General features: G+C 34.9%; 26 protein-coding genes. 2 read left to right on the top strand and 24 right to left on the bottom strand.

From position 1 onward, the window contains the following. Positions 1-849: 849 nt before the first annotated feature. From MHB40_RS11055 to MHB40_RS11020, 8 genes are all read right to left on the bottom strand, one after another. Complete coding sequence (locus tag MHB40_RS11055) at positions 850-1,956, bottom strand: response regulator (protein WP_342443497.1); 1,107 nt, start codon at positions 1,954-1,956, stop codon at positions 850-852. Beyond that, on the bottom strand, positions 1,953-5,003 hold the full coding sequence (locus MHB40_RS11050) for an ATP-binding protein (protein WP_342534604.1): 3,051 nt from the start codon (positions 5,001-5,003) through the stop codon (positions 1,953-1,955). The genes MHB40_RS11055 and MHB40_RS11050 overlap by 4 nt, the downstream gene beginning before the upstream one ends. A gap of 194 nt (positions 5,004-5,197) precedes the next feature. Next, on the bottom strand, positions 5,198-5,371 hold the full coding sequence (locus tag MHB40_RS11045; RefSeq protein ID WP_342534602.1) for a hypothetical protein: 174 nt from the start codon (positions 5,369-5,371) through the stop codon (positions 5,198-5,200). 70 nt (positions 5,372-5,441) lie between these two features. Next, positions 5,442-5,615: a hypothetical protein gene (locus tag MHB40_RS11040; protein WP_342443494.1), complete on the bottom strand. Its 174-nt coding sequence runs from the start codon at positions 5,613-5,615 to the stop codon at positions 5,442-5,444. Positions 5,616-5,646: 31 nt separating this feature from the next. Next, positions 5,647-5,790, bottom strand: coding sequence for a hypothetical protein (locus MHB40_RS11035; protein ID WP_342443493.1), 144 nt, complete (start codon positions 5,788-5,790; stop codon positions 5,647-5,649). Between the two features lie 861 nt (positions 5,791-6,651). Then, positions 6,652-7,011 (bottom strand): DUF1304 domain-containing protein, encoded by a 360-nt coding sequence (locus MHB40_RS11030; RefSeq protein ID WP_342534601.1) that lies wholly within the window; start codon positions 7,009-7,011, stop codon positions 6,652-6,654. 67 nt (positions 7,012-7,078) lie between these two features. Further along, on the bottom strand, positions 7,079-7,705 hold the full coding sequence (locus MHB40_RS11025) for a nitroreductase family protein (RefSeq protein ID WP_342443491.1): 627 nt from the start codon (positions 7,703-7,705) through the stop codon (positions 7,079-7,081). Positions 7,706-7,727: 22 nt separating this feature from the next. Continuing rightward, on the bottom strand, positions 7,728-8,132 hold the full coding sequence (locus MHB40_RS11020) for an Ohr family peroxiredoxin (protein WP_205443224.1): 405 nt from the start codon (positions 8,130-8,132) through the stop codon (positions 7,728-7,730). Positions 8,133-8,276: 144 nt separating this feature from the next. Here MHB40_RS11020 and MHB40_RS11015 point away from each other — a divergent pair, with 144 nt between their 5' ends. Continuing rightward, positions 8,277-8,720, top strand: coding sequence for a MarR family transcriptional regulator (locus tag MHB40_RS11015; RefSeq protein ID WP_342443725.1), 444 nt, complete (start codon positions 8,277-8,279; stop codon positions 8,718-8,720). Positions 8,721-8,962: 242 nt separating this feature from the next. Continuing rightward, positions 8,963-9,412, top strand: a complete 450-nt coding sequence (locus tag MHB40_RS11010) for an SRPBCC family protein (protein WP_342443490.1) — start codon at positions 8,963-8,965, stop codon at positions 9,410-9,412. A 64-nt stretch (positions 9,413-9,476) separates the two neighbouring features. Here the strand turns inward: MHB40_RS11010 and MHB40_RS11005 are convergent, their stop codons facing one another. The 16 genes from MHB40_RS11005 to MHB40_RS10930 all read right to left on the bottom strand — a co-directional run bounded on the left by MHB40_RS11005 (position 9,477) and on the right by MHB40_RS10930 (position 20,426). After that, positions 9,477-10,253 (bottom strand): basic amino acid ABC transporter substrate-binding protein, encoded by a 777-nt coding sequence (locus MHB40_RS11005; protein WP_205443204.1) that lies wholly within the window; start codon positions 10,251-10,253, stop codon positions 9,477-9,479. A gap of 485 nt (positions 10,254-10,738) precedes the next feature. After that, entirely contained in the window at positions 10,739-11,254 is a 516-nt protein-coding gene (locus MHB40_RS11000; protein WP_342534600.1) for a hypothetical protein, read from the bottom strand. Then, the gene (locus tag MHB40_RS10995; protein WP_205447471.1) at positions 11,254-11,733 is read right to left on the bottom strand and encodes an RNA polymerase sigma factor; all 480 of its coding nucleotides are present in this window, start codon (positions 11,731-11,733) and stop codon (positions 11,254-11,256) included. Before MHB40_RS10995 ends, MHB40_RS11000 begins: the two co-directional genes overlap by 1 nt. 209 nt (positions 11,734-11,942) lie before the next feature. Beyond that, positions 11,943-12,746 (bottom strand): nucleotidyl transferase AbiEii/AbiGii toxin family protein, encoded by an 804-nt coding sequence (locus MHB40_RS10990; protein WP_342534599.1) that lies wholly within the window; start codon positions 12,744-12,746, stop codon positions 11,943-11,945. Between the two features lie 634 nt (positions 12,747-13,380). After that, the gene (locus tag MHB40_RS10985; protein WP_342534598.1) at positions 13,381-14,169 is read right to left on the bottom strand and encodes a class I SAM-dependent methyltransferase; all 789 of its coding nucleotides are present in this window, start codon (positions 14,167-14,169) and stop codon (positions 13,381-13,383) included. Then, positions 14,157-14,588 carry a BrxA/BrxB family bacilliredoxin gene (locus MHB40_RS10980; protein ID WP_205443200.1) on the bottom strand — a complete coding sequence of 144 codons (432 nt, stop codon included), beginning with the start codon at positions 14,586-14,588 and terminating at the stop codon, positions 14,157-14,159. The genes MHB40_RS10985 and MHB40_RS10980 overlap by 13 nt, the downstream gene beginning before the upstream one ends. Positions 14,589-14,852: 264 nt before the next feature. Next, the gene (locus tag MHB40_RS10975) at positions 14,853-15,329 is read right to left on the bottom strand and encodes a PH domain-containing protein (protein WP_342534597.1); all 477 of its coding nucleotides are present in this window, start codon (positions 15,327-15,329) and stop codon (positions 14,853-14,855) included. Between the two features lie 215 nt (positions 15,330-15,544). Then, positions 15,545-15,829, bottom strand: coding sequence for a hypothetical protein (locus tag MHB40_RS10970; RefSeq protein ID WP_342534596.1), 285 nt, complete (start codon positions 15,827-15,829; stop codon positions 15,545-15,547). A gap of 18 nt (positions 15,830-15,847) precedes the next feature. Then, positions 15,848-16,408 (bottom strand): polymorphic toxin type 50 domain-containing protein, encoded by a 561-nt coding sequence (locus tag MHB40_RS10965; RefSeq protein ID WP_342534595.1) that lies wholly within the window; start codon positions 16,406-16,408, stop codon positions 15,848-15,850. A 448-nt stretch (positions 16,409-16,856) separates the two neighbouring features. After that, on the bottom strand, positions 16,857-17,045 hold the full coding sequence (locus MHB40_RS10960; RefSeq protein WP_342534594.1) for a hypothetical protein: 189 nt from the start codon (positions 17,043-17,045) through the stop codon (positions 16,857-16,859). A gap of 5 nt (positions 17,046-17,050) precedes the next feature. Further along, entirely contained in the window at positions 17,051-17,470 is a 420-nt protein-coding gene (locus MHB40_RS10955; protein ID WP_342534766.1) for a terminase gpA endonuclease subunit, read from the bottom strand. Between the two features lie 122 nt (positions 17,471-17,592). Then, positions 17,593-17,877, bottom strand: coding sequence for a phage terminase large subunit family protein (locus tag MHB40_RS10950; protein ID WP_342534593.1), 285 nt, complete (start codon positions 17,875-17,877; stop codon positions 17,593-17,595). 31 nt (positions 17,878-17,908) lie between these two features. After that, positions 17,909-18,307: a phage terminase large subunit family protein gene (locus tag MHB40_RS10945; RefSeq protein WP_342534592.1), complete on the bottom strand. Its 399-nt coding sequence runs from the start codon at positions 18,305-18,307 to the stop codon at positions 17,909-17,911. Positions 18,308-18,538: 231 nt separating this feature from the next. Continuing rightward, a complete protein-coding gene (locus tag MHB40_RS10940) occupies positions 18,539-18,877 on the bottom strand; it encodes a hypothetical protein (protein WP_342534591.1) in 339 nt (112 codons plus the stop codon). 536 nt (positions 18,878-19,413) lie between these two features. Then, complete coding sequence (locus MHB40_RS10935; protein ID WP_036164176.1) at positions 19,414-19,986, bottom strand: tyrosine-type recombinase/integrase; 573 nt, start codon at positions 19,984-19,986, stop codon at positions 19,414-19,416. After that, the gene (locus MHB40_RS10930; protein WP_342534590.1) at positions 19,983-20,426 is read right to left on the bottom strand and encodes an ArpU family phage packaging/lysis transcriptional regulator; all 444 of its coding nucleotides are present in this window, start codon (positions 20,424-20,426) and stop codon (positions 19,983-19,985) included. Before MHB40_RS10930 ends, MHB40_RS10935 begins: the two co-directional genes overlap by 4 nt. Positions 20,427-20,796: the final 370 nt, after the last annotated feature.

Genomic DNA, 20,796 nt, shown 5'->3' with positions numbered 1-20,796 from the left:
TTTTTCAATTATTTTATTATGCAATAGCCTTTGCTATGCAAAAATAGTATTCCTTCTCATACACTCAATCCTCCTTGCAGTTTAGATTTTAATATAATTTCGCTTTACATTTAATACATATTATACCATATCTATTTTTGATTTATAAGAATCCAATCCCTTAATCTACTTCAAAAATTAGTTATTTCAAAATAAATATTAACTATTGTTAAAATTTACAACTTCTATAAATTGTTCTCTATGATAGTAAATTTGTTTAAATTCGTTACTAATAAAGAGCATAACACCATCCGTAAATATGGACAGTGTTAAATAAAGTTGTTCAATTTGCATTGTAAATTCTTTTTTATGCTAAAAATATATCGTTTAATTTGATAAGTAATGCAAAAATCACATTTATTGTGGAAAATTTTATTTCACGGATTATTAACTAGCTTTTTCCGTTTCTTTTATGTCATTTATCCTTCACTAAACACTTTATCCCTAGCATTCTCTACGATCTTTCCTAATTCTGTTTTAACACGTAAAAACGGGCTATCACCTTTAATATACATTCCAATAATAGTTTTTACTATAGGATCGAAATTGCTTTTGGAAAGCTATAAAACTTAGGAGAAGGTTTTGTCATGCAAGGATTTAAAGACAGATTTCTTGACAATCTTCTACGTGGATATTGTATTAGATAATGCGTGCCACGTGTCCTAAACAAGTTTGATACTGTGCATTAGGAAAGAGCGAAAAAATGGTACTTACTATGCCTTTTAAGCCAATAAAAGACTTCCATCCCTTTTATGAGTTCCGTGAGCTGGTCCTTCCCCCTGACCAATACCTACACCTTGAAATTAAAAACTATTTATTCAAATAATCATTCCATAATCCTTGGATTTTCTGTGGTATTTGTATACCTATTTCTGAAAATTTTTCTTTAATAAACTTATAACAATCTAAACTTTTTTTTCTTTTATTATGTTTAATTAAAAATTCTAATAGTAAAAACATATAATGTTCATTAAATTCATCTAACTCTAATAATTTCTGTAAACAATTATAGGTTATTAGAAAATCTTTTGAATTTGGATTTGTAATGTATCTTTCAAGTGCTTGAATTACTTTTTCTTTTAAATTTATTTTTAATTGAATGGACCACATATATTCATCTTGTGCTAAAAAATCATCTTCATAAAAATTAATAATTTTTTGAATAGACGCTCCATCATGACTAACTTCTTGCAGTAGTTGAATTAATTCATCATAATCACTATCGATTTTTAAAGTTAATTGGTAATGATTATTCGTCATTTGTATAGCTTTTTCAATGCCATTTTCCTTAAAAATCTTTCTTAATTGATATATAGAAGTATGTAAATTCTTTGTGGCTTTCTTTAAATCTAATTCTGGCCAAAGCTCTTCTATAAGTAAAGCACTTAATACAGGTTTTTTTTGATGACTCCATAAATAAAGGAACAATTCTCGCACTTTTTTAGTTCGCCACTTTACCACCTCATGTTTAACATCTAGTAAGTAAAAACTACCAAGAGTATGTGCATATAACATGCTATCTTTTAAATTCTTTCTAAGTGTTACTTCTTGTTTCCACTTTTTCTGAGACTTATTCAATGCTTTAATTAAACGCTTTTCATGTACAGGTTTTAATAAATAATCCATAGCCTCTATTTCAAATGCATCCACGGCAAATTGTGCATGGGCCGTCACAAAGATTATTTGTAAGAATGGGTGTTTTTGTAACAATTGTTTAGCCACTTGCATACCATGCATGTCGATCATTTCAATATCTAAAAAGACAAGGTCAACCGCCTCCTTTTCAAGGAAAAGAAAGGCGTCTACTGCATTTGTAAATGCCCCTTTGATGTCAATCTGAAATTGAGTAAGCCGTTTTAACATGATGCTTAGAACATCGATTGCCATTATTTCATCATCAACAATAATTATTTTCATACTCCACCACCCTCTGGTAATAAAACGACAATAGTAGTCCCCTTTCCTTCCTCGCTGTATAAACGTAAACTGGCATTTTTCATTAACTTGAATTTCTTTAAAGGATTCATAAAGCCAATACGTGTACTTTCTTCATTTATCAGCAGTTGAAGTTTTTCCTCAGGGATACCAACACCATTATCATAAATTTTAATGCAGACAAACTGCCCCTCACGCTGAACACTTATTTCCACAGTACCGCCCTCTTGTTTTTTAGAAATACCATGGAAAACAGCATTTTCAACTAAGGGCTGAATAGATAATGCAGGAATCATTAAATTAATGGATTCATCAATATCATATTTAATCGTTAAACGATCACCAAAACGCATCTTTTCAATATATAGGTATGCTTTTACCAGCTCCATCTCTTCATCAACAGAGACAAAACTATTGCGGTAATAAACATTGAGCTTGGCTCGGAAATATGTTGCCAAACAATAAAGTGCTTCCCGGGTATTGTCCATATCCGTATAGCTCAAACCAATAATTGTGTTAAGTGTGTTATACACAAAATGCGGCGTTACCTGTGAATACAAATAATTCATTTCCACTTCTATGGCATCTATTGAAGATTGACGAACAGCTAACAAAGATTCAATGCGAATAAATAATTCATCCGTTGAAACAGGTTTTTGTAAGTAATCATTTGCACCTACCTTTAAAGATAGCACTAAATCAGAATGCTTCATGATTGCTGTTAAAATAATGATTGGAAGTTCCAACATATCATAATGTTTGCGTACTCGTTTACATAACTCATAACCTGACATCCCATTCATCATTAAATCTATTAACATACAATCTACTTTATTATTTTTAATATAATCTACAGCATCAAAGCCATTATCAACAGCTATCACTGTATATCCTTTTACAGCTAAAGCGTCAGCTAAAGCTTTAATATTGATATGATTATCATCCACCACAAGTATTTTTTTATCATTTCCTTTACGAATAAGTGGTAAGTTAAGCTGGAGAACCTCAGTAGTTGTATGTGTGACAATTGGAGGTTGGTCCAGACTTACGTTTTCACCTGTTGCAAGTGGCATCGTAAAAGTAAATGTTGTCCCTTGTCCTAGTGTACTTGTCACATGAATGTCACCATTTAATTTTTCTACAATATTTTTAGTAATACTTAATCCCAAGCCAAGCCCTTCTTTTTTATGTTGATTATTTACTTGATAAAAGGCATTAAAGATTCGATCTAAATCTTGTGCAGGAATGCCAGCGCCTGTATCACTCACTTGGATCACCATATGCTCTGCACGGACATAAGCCGTAACTACAATTTCGCCATTTTCTGTGTATTTCATGGCATTGTGCAGTAGATTATAGAGCACTTGCTTAAAACGTAATTCGTCTGTCAATATAGCTGGCAACGATAAATCAACCTCATCATGTAAACTTACTTGACTATTTTTAGGCATCACACTACGAATTTCTTCTACTACCTCATTGATAACATCGATAGGTACATGACGAAGGGAAACCCTTACTTCACCAATCATTTGGTTAGATGAAAACAATAAATCCTCTACAAAATGTCCTAAACGCTGTGTCACATTATGAATCAAAATAACTTGCTCCTGTTGCGTCCGTTTCAAAGGTCCTTGCGCACCTTCCATCAAGGTTTTTGATAAATTTAAAATACCATTAAGGGGGGTACGTAGTTCATGTGATGTTTTTAGTAGAAATTCATCCTTCATTTGATTGTGTGCCAGCAATTCTTCTGATAAAGTTTGGATTTTCTCAAAAGCTTGATTAGCCCTGTAATTTAATAATGAAGCAAAGCCGAATAAGATCAGTAAAAACAGCACAAATTCTGTATAATCAATCGGTACACCAATTAAAAAATTAAAAACAAGTAAAATCGTATAACAACAAATAGCGGAAATAACGATTAACATATAACGGACACCTTCAAGTCGATTTAACATCACTTGGATCAGTATCCCTACATTATAGAAAACAATAGGAGCTGTAATACTGATATATATTATTTTTCTTAGGAACATTTCCAAATCAGAAGATGCTCTTTCATTTTTAGTAATTGGATTGTAAATACCGTAAAAAACAAACACAATACCGAGTAAGGCGACAATCATATAAACGACCTTTCTCTTTTGTAATTGTGGATACATCGAATAAATAAATAGTGTTAAAGATAGGAGCGCTATCGGAATCGAACCTAACTGTAAACGCAATTGATTGACAGTTTCAAAATCGGAAAATAATAGGAAAAAGATTTTTTGATTAATGAACGACATATAAAATCCTAATGAAATAGTAAAAAGCCCAAAGAACAATTCTTCAATGCGTTTGCGATTCTGTACATAGGTAAAGATATAAACGATTCCAATAACTATATGCCCAATGCTTACTAATGCATCTAAAAACACTTTCCAATTATAATACTGTTGAATAACCTCCTCCGTTCCAAATTCAATAGGATAAACAATACCAGACTGAGCAACATTGTAGTTCACCACATGTATGACAATATTTAATTCATTGTTATCACTTTTAGCATAGACAGTATATTTATCATCATTTTCAGCTTCATATTCACTTAACACCGTACTTGCTTTTCCTTTAGCCCCTACTTCTATACCGTTAATAAAAACACGACTAGCCTGTCGGATAGACCGAATATATAAGCCGTAAACTCCCTCCGTTGGTACCTTTATTTTGACGTGATAGGTGCCAACAGCAAGCCCTTCTTCATTTGGCTCTACATATTTGTCCCAATTAAAGGGGATATCTAGTGTAAGTTGTTTATTTTTATAGTTATCAAGCTTTTCCCACGAAGGAATTAAGACGTTTGGATAAAAAGCCCAATCTCCTTCTAGCTTTATTGGTTTTTGTAGTTGCTCCTCCTCAATTTTCACAACACCTTGGTGAACCATTTGAAGATTATTATTAGAGTAATAATGCCAATTGCTAAAGAAAAAAACCAAAACAAACAGCATGATAACACTCATAATAATTAGCATATTCTTTTTCATTATCACGCCTCCGTAGACGAGTAAATTCTTATGTATGTTAACATCTTATTGTTTATGATTCAATCAACTCCCGTTGGAATATTAACATAGAAAACATGAACAAAATCTGAACAATGGATTATTTTAATATTTATAGTTGAAACTATTTCCCTTCAAAATTAATAAGCAGGCTAAGAAAATTCTTCCTTGCCTGATTAAACTTTCATTACTTCGAAAGTTGATTCTTTACCATCCCCATCAACAAGATACATGTGAAAATTAGCTACTTCTTCGATTTCCTTAATTGCCCAATGTGTGACTTTGACATTCGGGAATCTTGGTTTTGTCACTCCATGTAATGGACAGCGTTCAAACATACGGTTCATCATCACGACAGGGTGTGCACGTGTTAAAGCTGCATTTGTTGCAAAGTTTCCATCTTCCAGACCGTTGAGGGTGCTACAGCGCGATTTGCTTCAATGATCCACTGTGTCTAGTGGCCTTTTGTATCCTTGAATGTAATCCAAAACCTTTTACTATAGAAAGCTGTTTAAAGTTGGCTGAAACTGCGACCATTTCAGCATGTGTGATGTTGGCATTTGCATGGAATTTATCATGTTGATCACCATTCATAAATGCCCTGTTCTTTGACTGAGGCAATCGCTCAAGCAGCACTATGATCTTTTTCCCCATCTTTGAATGGTGCTTTATTTACTGTTTGTCCTTCTGTAAAGCCTAAAATACGTGCCATCATGATGGCTACTTGTACACGTGTTACATTCTTATCAGGACCAATATTAAGAACCATTCGCTCAACCTCTTCAAAAGGTTTAAAATTGCCATGTTATACGCTAGCTCCTTTTTGACAAGAAAAAGGACTCACCAGTTTTGATGAATCCTTAACTTTGGATAGATTTTACGAATCTTGTCTGCATTAACAAGAAGTTTTAACACTAACGTTCATAAAATAATTTGCCTTGATTTCTATATGTTTTTTGTTCTTTCGTTAATATATTTTCTTGCTGCAGATAATCATTTATATCAGAAACAGAAAGATCATTCGCAAGTTTTTTTAAAGATATACCGCTATCAACTAGCCATATGAACTCCTCGTCAATGTTTTAGTTTTTATCTTTCATAACATTTTCATCAACTTCTATTACCGCAGTTATTTTTTTAGCCATACATAAATCTACCACTATAAAATGAAATAACGCTAGTCGTTCAACTCACTTCCAAAGATTCACCATTTTTGATGATTCCTGTTTACTCTAAAACTTAATTATTCTTTTCACTTTTTAAGGGCAAAATTCCAATGGGTATCAAACCAAATCTTTGTCTATTTTCGATTATTTGCACCTTCACAGTATTCCGAATTCAATTTAAAACCAACCTAGGAATGTTTTGTATTGTCATACGCTAAAGGTGTACTAATGCTCCCATGTAGCTATCTAACAATGTGTCACCTGGATTAGTGTAAGTTAGTAAAAGATACTCAAGCAGTGATAACGGTTTTTGTGTCGGGTGTCAAGTTTTACTGTCACTAGGAAAATCAAGTGCTGATTTAGGAATTTTTTTCTTTTCAGGATATGTGGCTTAGTTTCATTTCTATCTCTAAGTACTTTCATTTTATGAGAATTTTTTATTAATACAGGTTTTCAATATATCTTTAGAAAAACAAACTAATCAGTGCTAAAATAGCAGGTCCACCTTGTTTTAATAGAATCGATTTAGAGCTTGTTACGCTTCCGTACAAAGCGACAATGATCACAAAGATTAAAAACATGGCGACAATTTCAGTTTGCTGATGAGAGAAAAATAAACCATACAATAAGGCGATTGCAATCAGACCATTATAAACGCCTTGATTTTTGAAAAGAACTTGGACATTTACATTCTTCAATGTTTCATCAGACAGATTAAATGTTTTTGCTGTTCTTTTGGAAGTAGTTGCAAACGTTTCTAAATACATAATATACAAATGCTCAGCTGCTACGACTAAGCTTAAAATAAAAGTTAATGATGACATCCTATTCACTCCTAAAAAATCTTTAAAAAAGCAATGTCCGCAAAAGAATCAGGGACATTGCCTTATATTATTTATTAAACCTTACAATTCGATCTATTGGTAGGCGTGAAGAACCATACGCTGGGGCAGCTGCTTCACCAATGGCTAATAATAAAATAGGAATTTCATTTGCTGGTAATTCCATGTATTCAGCGAATTTCGCTTTATCAAACCCACCCATTGGAACGGTATCATAGCCCATTTCCTTCGCTAATAGCATGATTTGCATAGATACTAAGCCAGCATCAAAGTGTACGATGTTTTCTAATGTTTTTGTCGAAGCTGAGCCATACATTGCCAATGCATCTTGTGCAAGCTTATTGGCAATTTGTTCAGGCATGTAGCCTAATTCCACATTTTTTGCATAGATTTCCTCAGCATTTACGTACATTTCAATATCACCAATGACTGCAATTATGGCAGAGGCTGTTTCGATTTGCTCTTGATTAAATGAAAAGAAATTAATATTCTTTTGGATTTCTTTATCATCAATGACAAGAAAGCGCCATGGCTGCATATTACTTGAGGAAGGTGCTGAAGTAGCATCCTGCAACAGCTGCATGATTGTGTCACGCGAAATTTTAGTTTGAGCATTGTATTTACGTACAGATTTACGCATTTGCATCATTTGTTTTAGTGGTGTAGTGGATAACATGTACTTTCCCTCTTTTCGAAAATTAAACTGCTTTTATTGTTACATTGATATTGCCCATTGTGGCTTTTGAATAGGGGCATACCGTATGTGTGACCTCTAATAATTCCTGTGCTTCCTCCAGTGCTAAGCCTTCAATATGTCCTTCAATGTCAACGGCAAGCACATAGTCAAAAGAAGCTTGTTCCATTAATTTAACTGTTACTTTAATTGTTGATGCGTTTTTTAGTTTCTTTTGGCGTTTAATTAAATCCAATGCACTATTAAAGCAGGCACTATAGCCAGCCGCAAATAATTGTTCTGGGTTTGTCACATTGTCTAGTTTGGAGCCTGGTGGTGCAATTTTTAACGATAATGATTGATCTTCTGCATAGGATGTGCCACTACGGCCACCTTCATTAATCATTGTAGTTGCGTATAATTCTTTCATAATTAAAAACCCCTTATCTTTTGTTGTTAATTAAATTGTGTACAATCTAATTTTTACAAATTGAATTGTACACAATTTAATTGCGTTTGACAAGTAGGAACTTTATTTTTAATATAAATGGTAGTAGAAGAACTTTAAGAGGGGATTTTTATGCCTAATCATTTAGATAATCAACTGTGCTTTCTTTTATATGCAACATCAAAGGAAATCACTCGACAATACACCTTATTATTGAAGCCATACGATCTTACGTATACAGGCTATATTACTTTATTAGCTTTAGAGGAAAACGAACAGATAACCGTGAAAGAATTGGGACAACGTTTATTTTTAGATTCAGGAACATTAACACCATTATTAAAAAAATTAGAGGCAAAGAATTACATTTGTCGTGAACGTTCGAAGGATGACGAACGACTAATGAAAATATATTTAACGAATGAAGGCGCAAATGTACGAAGAAAACTTCCAGAAGTGTCTCGCCAAGTGATGAAGCAATCCAATATCTCGGAGCAGCAATTTGTACAACTGAAAAATGTACTTCAAGATATCGTATACAACGACTGGAAAATAAAAGATGAAAATTAAGAGAACTGTTTTTCGATGTTTAGGTTTGTCATAAGCAGCGTATGTATAAAAATGTGCAAGTAAGAAGAATCGGGGCTATATTGGCTTCGATTTTTTTGTTTTTCCCCACCCTCTTTGTGACTCGATTTAAAGTAATAATGGTTAAATTTTAGTATACTTACATTAGTGATTACTTTAATTTGCACCATAGATTGAGGCTAAACTAACGAAATAAATAATATTGGAAGTAGAGGTGTTTATTGATGAAAACATGGACGAAGACTATAAACATAAATGCCCCCATCGAAAATGTTTGGAAATTGCTTGATGGCTCTCTAGCTGATTTGCAGAAGATTATGCCACAAGTAATTGAAAACAAGCCTGTGAACATAACGGAAGAAGTGGTTGGTAGCGTTTATCGCCAAAAATATAAAGAAGGAAAACGTATCGAAGAGTATGATGTAGAAACATTTGAATATACGAATACACCCGATAAAAAAATATTGAAGGTAGGCTTTGTACTCGCTAATCTGTTTGAAATTACGGCTTACTATGAATTAAATAAAATAAATGAAACAGAGACTTCCTTTACTTATACCGTAACAAATAATGCGTTGAAATGGTTCGTCAAATTATTTTTATTGTTTGCTTCGGACAAAGTAGTCGTTGAATTTTTAGATCGTGTCAAAAAAGTCGCCGAAGCACAAGAATAGAATAGCACCTAAAAAAAATAAACCGTAGAACTCCATATGATGAGCTTCTACGGTTTATTTATGACTAAAAGTCTGAACCCGTAATTTCTTTTAATTTACCGTTTTCTTTAATCTTTTTAAGGCCTTCATTTAACTTATCTAAAAGCTCCTTGTTCCCCTTTTGGACCATGAAACCATAGTATTCTTTTTCAAACGAATCATCTTTGATTACTTTGATCTTGTCATTTGGATGTGCCTTGATGTATTCATAAACAACTGAATTATCACCAATTGCTGCCTCTACGTTGCCATTCAGCATCTCTTGAATAGCGATTGGTTGATTTTCGAATGCAAAAATGTTTGGACTAGATTCACCCTGTAGCTTGTTGGCAGCCATATGACCAGTAGCATTAATTTGTACGGAAATCTTTTTATCCTTTAATTCATCTAATGATTGGATCTTTGAATCTTCTTTCACCACGATTAATAATTGAGATTCGTAATACGGCTCAGTAAAATCAAATGTTTCCTTACGCTCGTCCGTAATTGTAATCCCTGCACCACCGATATCTGTTTCACCATTTTTAATTGTTTGGAATACAGGCTCCCAACCAATACTTTCCCATTTCACTTCAAAATCCATCTCATCTGCGATTGCTTGTAGTACATCCACATCAATCCCTACAATTTTCCCTTTATCGTCGAGTGATACGATCGGTGCAAATGTAGCCTCAGTACCTACCTTATAAACTTTTTTACTATCTCCATCACCTGATGATGTATTGTCCTTCGCGCCGCAACCCGCTAAAACTAGCGTGAAAGCTGCCATTATTGTAAGCAACACCATTATATTTCTTTTCATAGCCCATCCCCCTAGTTTGATATTTTTCCATAATGCGTATTATTTTTCGCAATTCGGAAATGTAAGACTATTACGTAAATTATAGTGACAATATTCTCTTTAGACAATACTTTTTTTGTATAAAAATAATCATTTCTTTATAAATAGAAATATTCAACCTTATTTTTAGTATAAAAAGAATTTATTGGTAAAAAACAAGGTGGATATCTATCCAATTCTTCCCTTAAATTAGATATGCAAAAAAAATCCTCCCAATGGAATCTTTCATAGTGTTGAAAAACAAAGTACTCAATAATATTTTTAGCAACGGTTTTCAAATAAAGTGAAGGTGTTCACTACTCTTTATGGCACTTTGCAGGACGCTGGCGGAGCGGAAATCAACCTCTCGCCTTACCAAAAGGTCTTTTCTGCTAGTGACATCATCTTTTTTCAACAACATGAAAAAGAATCCCCCTAAGGGAATTCTTTTTTGACCATTTGGACCTTCATCGTATCGGATTTTCGAAATTCCAATTCGTATAAATGGCAGCGGCCTGAACTGGGTGTGCGGAGGTATCTTCTGTATAGCCGCCGATTAAATTACCGACTCTAAATGTAGGCTCAAAAAACTGTTCTTCCTTAGGTGGCGCTGTCGGCCCATCTATTCCTATTTTGGTTTTGTCTGTAATGACTACTTCCATGCCATTATCCAACGTAAAGCTCAGCCCATCTTCTCCGACATCTGTAATGGTCCCTTCGATATTTACTAGCGCACTGGCTGCAGGAGCTGAGTGATCCGCAACAATTCTCTCCGTTAAATCTATCGGTGTATCATGATTTATATTGACCATAGCAAGGACAGCAATCACTGCACAGGCTACTAAGCTTCCTACACTTATTTTTACTTTTTTCATAAAGGCCCTCTTTTCTTTTTTCTCATATTCCATCATTTCTTTCTGCATCTTACGTTTAAATTCATCAGAAGCATGAATCTGCTTCATCACATTCTTATAAGCATTCATCACACTTTGCTCCCCTCTTCTAGAATCGTCTTCAGCTTCATGCGTGCCCTTCTCAGCTTTGAGCCTACTGTGTTGACGTTGATCTCCAATAAATGAGCAATTTCTGCCGTTGTGTAACCTTCGTAATAATGTAAATAAACAATGACTCTCTCTTCTGGAGGAAGCTCAAAAATTTCAGTGAGAACCATCTGCTCCTCTTTTGCTATAAAGGTCATTTCTTCTGTTATTGGTACCGTCTTCTTGACACGTGAGGACTTAAAATAATCCTTACACTTGTTAAATGTCACTTTAATGAGCCAAGCCTTTAAATGTGCTTCATGAGCGAACGGCTTTTTCTGTCTCATAAGTGTCAGATAAACCTCCTGCACGATATCCTCCGCTTCAGCCATATTTTTGGTCTGTTGCACAGCAATTCGTATAAGGGTGTCACTATATGTTTGAACAATTTCTTGCACACATAAGCCAGCAAACTTTATCATATTTTTCACCTAACCTCCTTCACGACATAATACGATTCAACTTCAATTATTCGTGCAACAGATACTTTTCAACTTACATTTTAATAAAAAAGAAGAGACCATTCATTAGACATCACAAATGAATCCTCCCTTCTTATCCGCTATTAGGTTACTGAAAAATAGCCATGCAAAAACCCACAAACCATAGAAGATTTGCGGGTTCTCTCTCATCATTGCCAAGCCTGATTGTCACACTGCCATTGCTTGAAAAATTCATCCTCAGCCAAAATAGCTTCATAAACAGGGTTAAAAAATTGTTTCAGAATCCCTGTTGACTCGAGCGTAGGATTTAGCTCGATTGTAAAATGATAACGATCAAATAAGTCCACAATATACGCCTGTAATTTTCGTCCTTCAATAGGTTGCGTTTGTAGCAATAGTTGTACTTCACCTATTGTTTTTTCAGTCTTTTCTAATGCTGGATACTGGTATATTTCGATAAATTTTTGTGCGATCACGAATTCCGTTGGATATGTATAAAGCACCGCTGCCTTACTGTCTAGCAAGCTCGGAAAAATAATGGTTTTCGGTGTTATTCGCATGTTTTCGTTAAAGGTAACCCTTACTTCTATGTATGATGCCATTTGGCCCAATGTAGCTGGAATGGTTAAATGAATACTGTCATTCGTTACAGTGGATTCGATTTGCTGTGCGTCCCATTCAATGCCATCCTCTGGTACTGCCATCGAGCAAATTTCTTTAAAGGCCTGTTTGACAATTTCATGTTGATGAACACTCGCTTGAGCTGTCAGTGTGACTTCTTTGGAAGGCTTCACCAATCCATTTGATAATACAAATAATAGTAGCTCTCCATCTAGATAAAATTGTTCGTCATAGGATGATGCTGATAGACGATAAAGTAGTCTTTCTTGGCAATAATGTGCTACTAGCTGATCCATATTGTCTTGCCGTGATGTAGCCATTTCTGTTAATTCTGTTACTACATTCGTAGATAGTGTGTCGATATTTTCCATAGACATCCCTCACCTTTTTGATTTTTCTGATATCTCCATTGAGAATTTAGATTTTTACTAAAATTCATGCTTTTATTATCACTTATTTATGGATGAGAGTAAACGGTAATGTATACCAAAAAAGCCTGTCATAGTTAGACATGACAGACTCTAAAAATTAGACAAGGGGCAGCCTCGCTGTTGCGAAACTACCCCTTTAGCATTTATAGGTAACATTCTCGTAAATTGTAAAAGTCTCAACCCAATCGTCTGGGGAATATTATCTTGAAACCAGATTCGTTTCATCACCGCGGTAAAATTCCACTGTGTGCCTTCTAACTTAAGCAACGCAAACCCTACCATCTTTTGCGTCCTTGCAGCCCCAAAGCATGCGCCAGTGTGAATAAGTATCTACAAAAACAAAAAGCAGAATGCCAGATTACGGAAATATGCTACCTAAAATAGCACGTTTCCTATTATAGCATCCTATTTTATAAATGTAAAGGTCAATATGTGATTACTACGGAATGCAAGCCAACACACCATTGACTAGAAGGCTTGTGCAGATCAGGGTTCGCATATCACGTTTTACACATTATCCCAATAATCTTTTATTACCCTATGCTAAAAAGAGGCTTGTCTCAAGAACAAGCCTTTATACGTCTAACACACCATAATGAAATTTTGCTGTTACCCGTTCATGCTGCTGAAAGCCATAGGTCGCAAACCACTCTGATCGAAAATGTGCCTTTAACACCACACGCTTTTTCGCCACACGCTTGGCTTCATGAACCCAATCATCGGTTAATGTCGCATGCTCCCCTGCTAGCCGTAGTGCCTGAAAATTATTGGCCTCTTCAATAACCTCCTCAAACATCGGGTCCATATAGACCACATCAAACATATTGTCTGGTAAGGTTTTTAAATAGTGAACAGCCTCAGACTGAACAACCTCAATGTGCCGCATACAGGCAGTTAACGGTAGCTCGGCTATATCATAGGTTTGCATCCCCTGTCTAACAATAAATGCCACATTCGGATTCGCTTCCAGTCCCACAACACGACCTGCTTCACCCACTGTATAAGCCGCTAACATAGCATCCGCCGCTAAACCTAACGTACAATCCAGCACCGAATCCCCCAGTTGAAGCTGTGCCGCTTCCAAAAAAGGCTCCGCCTCGCCACGGGCAACACGCTTTAATCGAAACGCCGCAGAATTGGGATGAAAGAAAAACGGCTCCTGTGCCCCATAGGCATAATACTCGTAGCGATTCTTCCCAGCGACCATCACTTGTGCCTGTAAGTCCTGTGAAATCTTGCGAACAGAGCGCTTTTTCCGTGGCTCAAACGAAGCACCTAATTCCTGACACGCAAAAGCAGCGAGCGCCATCGATATATCGTCTGGTCTGCCCGCTGTCGTCACAATCGTTTTTAGTTCTCGCATGTTTGCTCTAGCACGCCAGTTAAATGAGAGACAATTTGCTCCACAGGGAATCCCTCAATTTGTTCACGAGGAATAAAGTAAGCCAATTCCCCATCCTTTAAAATCGCCATAGATGGTGAGCTAGGTGGCACATCCTCAAAATAACCACGCATCGCCGCAGTCGCCTCTGGGTCCTGCCCCGCAAACACCGTCACAAGATGATCTGGCTTCACCGCTGCAATCGCCTCACGCGCTGCTGGACGAGCAAGCCCTGCCGCACAACCACAAACCGAATTAATCACCACTAACGAAGTCCCCTTCGTCTCCGCCATAAATTCATTCACCGCATCAGCCGTTGTCAGCTCTGTAAACCCAGCCCCCACAAGCTCCTCACGCATCGGCTTCACAACCTGCTTCATATATTCATCATAAGCGTTCATGCTTTTACCCTCTTTCATATGTATTCGCAAAGCTTATTATAGCAAGGTTTTGTGTGAAAGTACAAAGACATGCTTTTTGCCTGATTTCGTGAGTTTTCGGGGGAAATGTGACTTTTTCGTGATTTTGGTGACTTTTTTGTGTAACGGATAGTGGTTTTATTTGGGGTTGTTACACACCTGAAAATGGAACTAAATCGAATGTAAGTGGATCATAGAGGAAAAATGACTAGGCTTAATGATAATTAAATACCTGGTCACTTCTATTCAATATTGATTAAAAGCATATTCAATTTCAGCTATCCAAGTTTTCCCGCCATAAACGACAAAAGTTGTTTCATTACCTTTCCTATAAAAAACCTTAATTCTTTGAGAGATAAAAAGATTTAAATCATTCTCGACTCGATCTACATCCTTTAAACTAATTTCCCAATATAAATTAGGATTCATGTTTAGAGCGTGAGCACAAAAAATAAGGCGTTGATTGGTTAATAACAAACGGCCACCATCTGATTTAGTTGCACTATAATAGATGTTCGCTATGCCTGAACATATTGGTAATTCATTGTTACCCATCTCAATTTTGTGGAAAAAAATCTTTTTATAAGAAGGTTTAAATTCATTTAGATCGTATGTAAATTGTTTCGAATCAGTTGTGATGATGTAACTCCTACAGTATTCACATGACTTATCGCTTGGGTTAAATACTGCAGCACAGTTTGGACAATTCAAAGCTTTAACCATGCGTCATCTCTCCTATTATGTATTTATATAGAGTATAATCAGAATCCCAAAATATACCAAGAGCATCAAGTGGATAGGCTTTACAGTTTCAATGTTATGGCTAGTATTGTTTATTCTAAAACATGTAATAAAAAAGAAATGAATAAACAAAAAATGACCGGATACTCACTTTCAATTGAGCGCCCGGTCATTGTTCTCTAATGATTATAAAAATATCAATCACATTTAAAAATGATTTCTCCTGTATCCACTAACTTAATGAGTTTAGGTTTATTTTCTCCTGTGCCAATTTCAACATACTGATAATTATTAGTCACATCTATAATTAGTGCTACATGATACTCTTTATAATTTGCATCATCAAGTTCCAATCCGTTATCGGAATCGTAAAATGTATCAATTTCACATATGCTGGTCTTACCATTTTCCCATGTGATTTCTAATTTCGGTTTCTGTACACTATACTTAAGCAACTTTAAAACTGCATTGTCAATAACCATTTTCTATATTCCCTCCCCTTAAGGTTTTGAAGGAACAATATGAGCACCTGTTTTACTATAGTGTATTATACCATTTTGAGTAGTTAAATAATGATTTGTTTCAATATCAAAATAATCACCAATGTTTTTTCCGAAGTTCACTCTTTCTTTAGTTTCATTTATCATTGTACCTTTACCAGCATGGTTTTGTAATAAATCATCCGCATTTCCTCTAAGTATACTTTTACCTGTTTGAAAATTTGGGTGACCTAATATATGTTTACCTTGTTTACCTGTATGAATGTACAAAGGATGTGTTGCTACGTTATCAATGCCTTTATAAACCTTTAAAAATCTTTGTCCACCTACTAAAACAACTCTTGCAATTAAAGGAAGAATAAAAGGCTGGATTTCAGCTCCCTCAACTTGAGTAATATCCTCTGAATCAACCTCCTCTTCAACAACGAAATCTTCCTCTAAGTGTTCATTCTCTAATTCTTGTGTAACCTCACTTGCATTTACAAGGCTTGGCGATAAAATACTTAAAATTAATGTAAAACTTAATAATACGATTAAATTTTTAATGAATTTGTTTTTCAATATTATTTCCTCCATCTTTTAGTATTTTTAGATGTTATAACATTTCAATTACCCTCGAGTTATTAATATCCTAACATTAAGAAATACCCTTACCAATACTCTACCCACGCCAATTTTTGGCGTGAAATTTACGTTAAGTTTACAATAACCGCCACAGTACGCCATCTATCACGCTGAAAACTGGCGGTACTTATGCATTAAATTAGAACCAAAGTAATATTTTCAAAAATTCCCCTGGATTTTGTTTGACATTCTTATCAGGTAGTAAATTTCATTGCTTTTACAAATTCTTAACAATAATTACTATTAATTTCATTGCAAATAATTTGATTCTATGTTTGTAGAAATAAAAAAGCCCATTACCAATTAAGGTAACGGCCTTCGAATTACAAGAGAGTTAATATTATCATTTTACTTCATACAATTTAGTTGTTTTACTTTCGTTGTTTTAAACGAGTTTTAAACCTAAAAGATCGGCTAGCTCTTGTACTTGAACGTGTGTCCTACCATCTATAAACACTGCAGGAATAGTTTTTGTATCATTAAGCATAACTCTCGCTTCTGTAATTTGCGCCCCTTTTACTTCCTCCAAGCCATTTAAAATGTCTAGCTTGAATTGTGCCTCGGAGATTCCCATACTAGCTAAATAAGAATACGGATCTCTATTGTTGTACCTTTTAAATTATCTGTATAAGGCAGTTCTAATGATGAACCTATCTGACGACAAACGGCTATTACAAAAGGATCAAAAGAAGCGTTACCCACAACTTCTACTTCTAATCGGTCATCTTGAACATCAACTCCAGACGTCAATTCTAATACGTCCTTTGGTACTTCGCATTCATAGCAAATACGTCGAGAAATAAGTTTATCATGGTCTTGATCATTCGTCTTTTCTTCCCACGACTCACCAAGCGTTGTATTAACCCACGTTTTCAAGGTTTCTATACCTTTACGCTTTGCTTCTTTAAATTCATCTATAATCTTTGCCCATTTCTCCCAAGGAGATGCGAGGGCGTTTAAATGAAACCCACGTTTCTTCGCCTCAGTATTTCGAGCAATCCATTTACCAGAACGCGATTTCCATTCAACTTCTGTATGTTGCTCTTTACAATTTACACATTCAATCGTGACTGTTTCAAAACGTATTTGCGCCCAAACATAAGGCTGGAATTTCCCACAACTCAGACAGGAAACGCACCACTCTTCTTTTGTACTTTCCTCATATTCCGCTTCAATGCGTGATGCCCCTTTAACAGTTGGTGTTGAAACTGAAATCCATTTACTGTTCCAGAAGTCTTAGTTCGTTTTTGAGCTAAAGACAAAGGATCTCCTTCAGTTCCTGCTGAAGGTGGAAATCTGTCTACTTCATCAGCTAAAACAATACGTACTGGCCATGATGCTAAACTAGCAGGAGAATTGGCCCCTACTAAGGTTAGATGTCCACCAGCAAACTTCTTTTGAAGCAAAGTATTATTTCCATCCTTTGCTTTTGGACTATTAACTTTTTTTGGATAAGGTAGGTGTATCTCGTATCATGGCAGCAATACGATCCTTGGAATATGCTTCCGCCATTTCAAGCGTAGGTTGCATCAACAACATAGGCGAAGGATCATAGTCGATATGATAGCCAATGATGTTATTAACAATTTCCGATTTACCAACTTGGGCAGACGACATCACAACAATTTCCTCAGTCTCTGGATTATTGACTGCATCCATTGTTTCTCGTTGATAAGGAGCACGATCTGTATTCCATTTACCATGTTCTGCTGAAGATTCTTTAGATAATACCCTATGTTTATCTGCCCATTGTGAAACGGTTAATTTAGGCGGAGGTGCGACAAGTCCTGCGACTTTCTTAAACAGTTTCATGGTCTGTTTTCTGACCATCATCATCACCTACAACTTCTACTTCCTCATCACTATCTTCATTAAAGAACATAGCAGGATCATATTCTGCAACTCAATTAACGCTTGGCTTATATCTCTTTCTAATAAAGCCTCAATTACTTTAGGGTCGTCTTTACTGGCTAACAACAGCGAGACTTTAGATGGTAAAGATAGCATCTTGGATCGGAATGACATCACCATATGATTAAGGACCTTTTCAACTTCATCAGCCTCATATCACACTAGCTGTTGTTGTCTTTGAAAAAACTTATATCTTCTATCTTTAACATCCCAACGATAATATTTTAAACTTCCTAATCCAGAACCAGCTATTCTTGATAATAAATCTTGAAAGTCCATTTTATTTGTAATATCCAAATTATCAATTTGATGATAAAGAATAGTCCAATTTAGTAAGGCATCTTTCCATGATACCAATTCTTGATTTATGAAGAATATGTAATTGGGAGGTATAATTTTAAGATCTTTTCTTTCTCGTATATATTTTGTAAGTAATTGTTTATCTGTTCCGCAAGCTGATACAGCTAAAAATATAGGCTCTCCGTAGTTCTCCATACTTAGTACCGGTGCCATGCATTCAACAGTGTTTTCCCAATTTAAAAAGTCATTTCCTATAGCTAAGCCATCTTTATTTCCATGACAACTTATATGAATACATAGAGGCTCTTGCTCATCATCACTAAAACTATTAATTGATGAAATATATTCAAAAACTGCTTCGATTTAACAAAAAATGACGCTACATTGTGACCCATCATTTTACAAATCTGTTCCAAAGAGTCTTTCTCAGACGTTCCATGCATTAAATCCCACGGACTACTAGATTCAACAATTATAACTCTCACAACCATCACTCCTTTTATTCCATCTTATTCCTTATATTACCACATTAACATATCTTATATTCTGTTAACCTGCGAAACTCTTTAAAAACCTAGATTAATAAGTACTTTACACCCTATCTTGAAAATGAGTTTTTCATGCCCTTATTTTGTAAATGTCTTTAGTATGTGAAAGTGTTCGATACGTTTAGAAAATGTCCCATTTCCTAAAATGAGCAAAATAAAAATAGCACCTTTATCAGTGCTATTTTAAAATTTCAAACGTTTATTTAATTTTTGATAGGCTTTATCAATCGCATCTTGGTTTACTCCAATATATTTCAATGTGATATATGGTGCTGAATGATTAAAAATATCCTGTAGTAATGCAACATCTTTTTCTTCTTGATAAACATGATAGCCAAATGTCTTTCGCAAAGTATGTGTCCCTATTTCATCCAAATCATTTACTCGGGCAGCTGCTCGTAAAATATCGTAAGCCCTTACCCTAGTGATCGGTTTATTTTTACCTTGTCGGGATTTAAATAAATACTCTTGGTCTTCTTTTTCTTCGATATATGAAGCAATCATCTTTTGTAATTCATTTAAAATGGGGATACGTTTCGTCTTATTGAGTTTTTTCTTTTTCTGCACTTTTAACTCTTTTATATGTAATACGTTTTTATTACGAACATCCCCAACTTTTAAACGTAATATATCACTTATCCTTAGCCCAGTATATATTCCAAAACAAAATAGTAGCTCATCACGTGGATTGTCCTGCAATGTTCTTCTGACGTCTCGAACCTTTTCTAAATCACGTATCGGCTGGACAAAATTCATAGAACAGTCACCTCCTCCTCCTGATATACCTCAACTCTTAAAGCTAATGCTAATTTATACAAAGCTTGTGCTTTGATACGATAAAAAGTTCGTTCACTGATATGAAGCTCTTTTGAAATCTGATAATTAAACATTGGCACTTCTTCTAAACATGCCATGACGATAATCTGACGCTCTTTTTGGTTCAGCTTATAAAAACCTCTATTAAATCGTTCGAAAAACCTTTCAGCTTGCTTGTAATGTTCTACGTTTCGAATTGCAGCATTTTCAACTTTTGAATGGACTCCTCCAGTAAATGATGGCATTTCTAAAGTATATTTTGGTGTTATTGTTGGCAATAAATCCTCTGGTGTTGTTAGTTGATAAGTTCGATATTGTCGTAATACATTTTCAATTACTTTTTGTGTTGCCTTACCATCAATATTTTTTAGAATATCCACTATCTTTCACTCCTTTAAATAAAATAAAAAAGGACAACAAAAGATGGCAGCGTTTTGCTACTATCCGTTGTTGTCCTCCAGTGAGCTGGTAGAACTTATATTATACACTTCATATAGATTTTAAATAATTTCAATTATAAACTTATTAATTGGGCTATTCGATTAATTCCAAAACTTCACAATCATCATTCCAAATAAATTTATTTGTTAATAAGTGGTTATCGAAAAAATTACATTTAGTCAATTGTTCTTTACATTTTTTACCCTTCTCTGAGTAAGATACATTATAAAATAACATCATTAATTCATATGATGATAATTGGGCTCTTAAAATGCCACGATATTCTTTTTTCAAATCATTATTAATTAA

Source organism: Lysinibacillus sp. FSL K6-0057, from assembly GCF_038630885.1.
Taxonomy (GTDB): domain Bacteria; phylum Bacillota; class Bacilli; order Bacillales_A; family Planococcaceae; genus Lysinibacillus; species Lysinibacillus fusiformis_F.
The sequence above is the reverse complement of the archived record's forward strand: the minus strand, read 5'-3'. Positions and strand labels throughout refer to the sequence as shown.

Coding starts and splice junctions, on each gene's coding strand:
- MHB40_RS11055 (WP_342443497.1), bottom strand. CDS start 1,956: ATGAAAATAATTATTGTTGATGATGAAATAATGGCAATCGATGTTCTA.
- MHB40_RS11025 (WP_342443491.1), bottom strand. CDS start 7,705: ATGTTATCCACTACACCACTAAAACAAATGATGCAAATGCGTAAATCT.
- MHB40_RS10985 (WP_342534598.1), bottom strand. CDS start 14,169: ATGCGAGAACTAAAAACGATTGTGACGACAGCGGGCAGACCAGACGAT.
- MHB40_RS11050 (WP_342534604.1), bottom strand. CDS start 5,003: ATGAAAAAGAATATGCTAATTATTATGAGTGTTATCATGCTGTTTGTT.
- MHB40_RS11030 (WP_342534601.1), bottom strand. CDS start 7,011: ATGTCATCATTAACTTTTATTTTAAGCTTAGTCGTAGCAGCTGAGCAT.
- MHB40_RS11040 (WP_342443494.1), bottom strand. CDS start 5,615: ATGAATGGTGATCAACATGATAAATTCCATGCAAATGCCAACATCACA.
- MHB40_RS11005 (WP_205443204.1), bottom strand. CDS start 10,253: ATGAAAAGAAATATAATGGTGTTGCTTACAATAATGGCAGCTTTCACG.
- MHB40_RS11035 (WP_342443493.1), bottom strand. CDS start 5,790: ATGGTTCTTAATATTGGTCCTGATAAGAATGTAACACGTGTACAAGTA.
- MHB40_RS10975 (WP_342534597.1), bottom strand. CDS start 15,329: ATGGTTAAAGCTTTGAATTGTCCAAACTGTGCTGCAGTATTTAACCCA.
- MHB40_RS10990 (WP_342534599.1), bottom strand. CDS start 12,746: ATGGAAAATATCGACACACTATCTACGAATGTAGTAACAGAATTAACA.
- MHB40_RS10995 (WP_205447471.1), bottom strand. CDS start 11,733: ATGATAAAGTTTGCTGGCTTATGTGTGCAAGAAATTGTTCAAACATAT.
- MHB40_RS10935 (WP_036164176.1), bottom strand. CDS start 19,986: ATGAATTTTGTCCAGCCGATACGTGATTTAGAAAAGGTTCGAGACGTC.
- MHB40_RS10940 (WP_342534591.1), bottom strand. CDS start 18,877: ATGGAGAACTACGGAGAGCCTATATTTTTAGCTGTATCAGCTTGCGGA.
- MHB40_RS11020 (WP_205443224.1), bottom strand. CDS start 8,132: ATGAAAGAATTATACGCAACTACAATGATTAATGAAGGTGGCCGTAGT.
- MHB40_RS10945 (WP_342534592.1), bottom strand. CDS start 18,307: ATGATGATGGTCAGAAAACAGACCATGAAACTGTTTAAGAAAGTCGCA.
- MHB40_RS10970 (WP_342534596.1), bottom strand. CDS start 15,829: ATGGTTATTGACAATGCAGTTTTAAAGTTGCTTAAGTATAGTGTACAG.
- MHB40_RS11000 (WP_342534600.1), bottom strand. CDS start 11,254: ATGAATGCTTATAAGAATGTGATGAAGCAGATTCATGCTTCTGATGAA.
- MHB40_RS10960 (WP_342534594.1), bottom strand. CDS start 17,045: ATGGGAATCTCCGAGGCACAATTCAAGCTAGACATTTTAAATGGCTTG.
- MHB40_RS11045 (WP_342534602.1), bottom strand. CDS start 5,371: ATGATGAACCGTATGTTTGAACGCTGTCCATTACATGGAGTGACAAAA.
- MHB40_RS10980 (WP_205443200.1), bottom strand. CDS start 14,588: ATGAACGCTTATGATGAATATATGAAGCAGGTTGTGAAGCCGATGCGT.
- MHB40_RS11010 (WP_342443490.1), top strand. CDS start 8,963: ATGAAAACATGGACGAAGACTATAAACATAAATGCCCCCATCGAAAAT.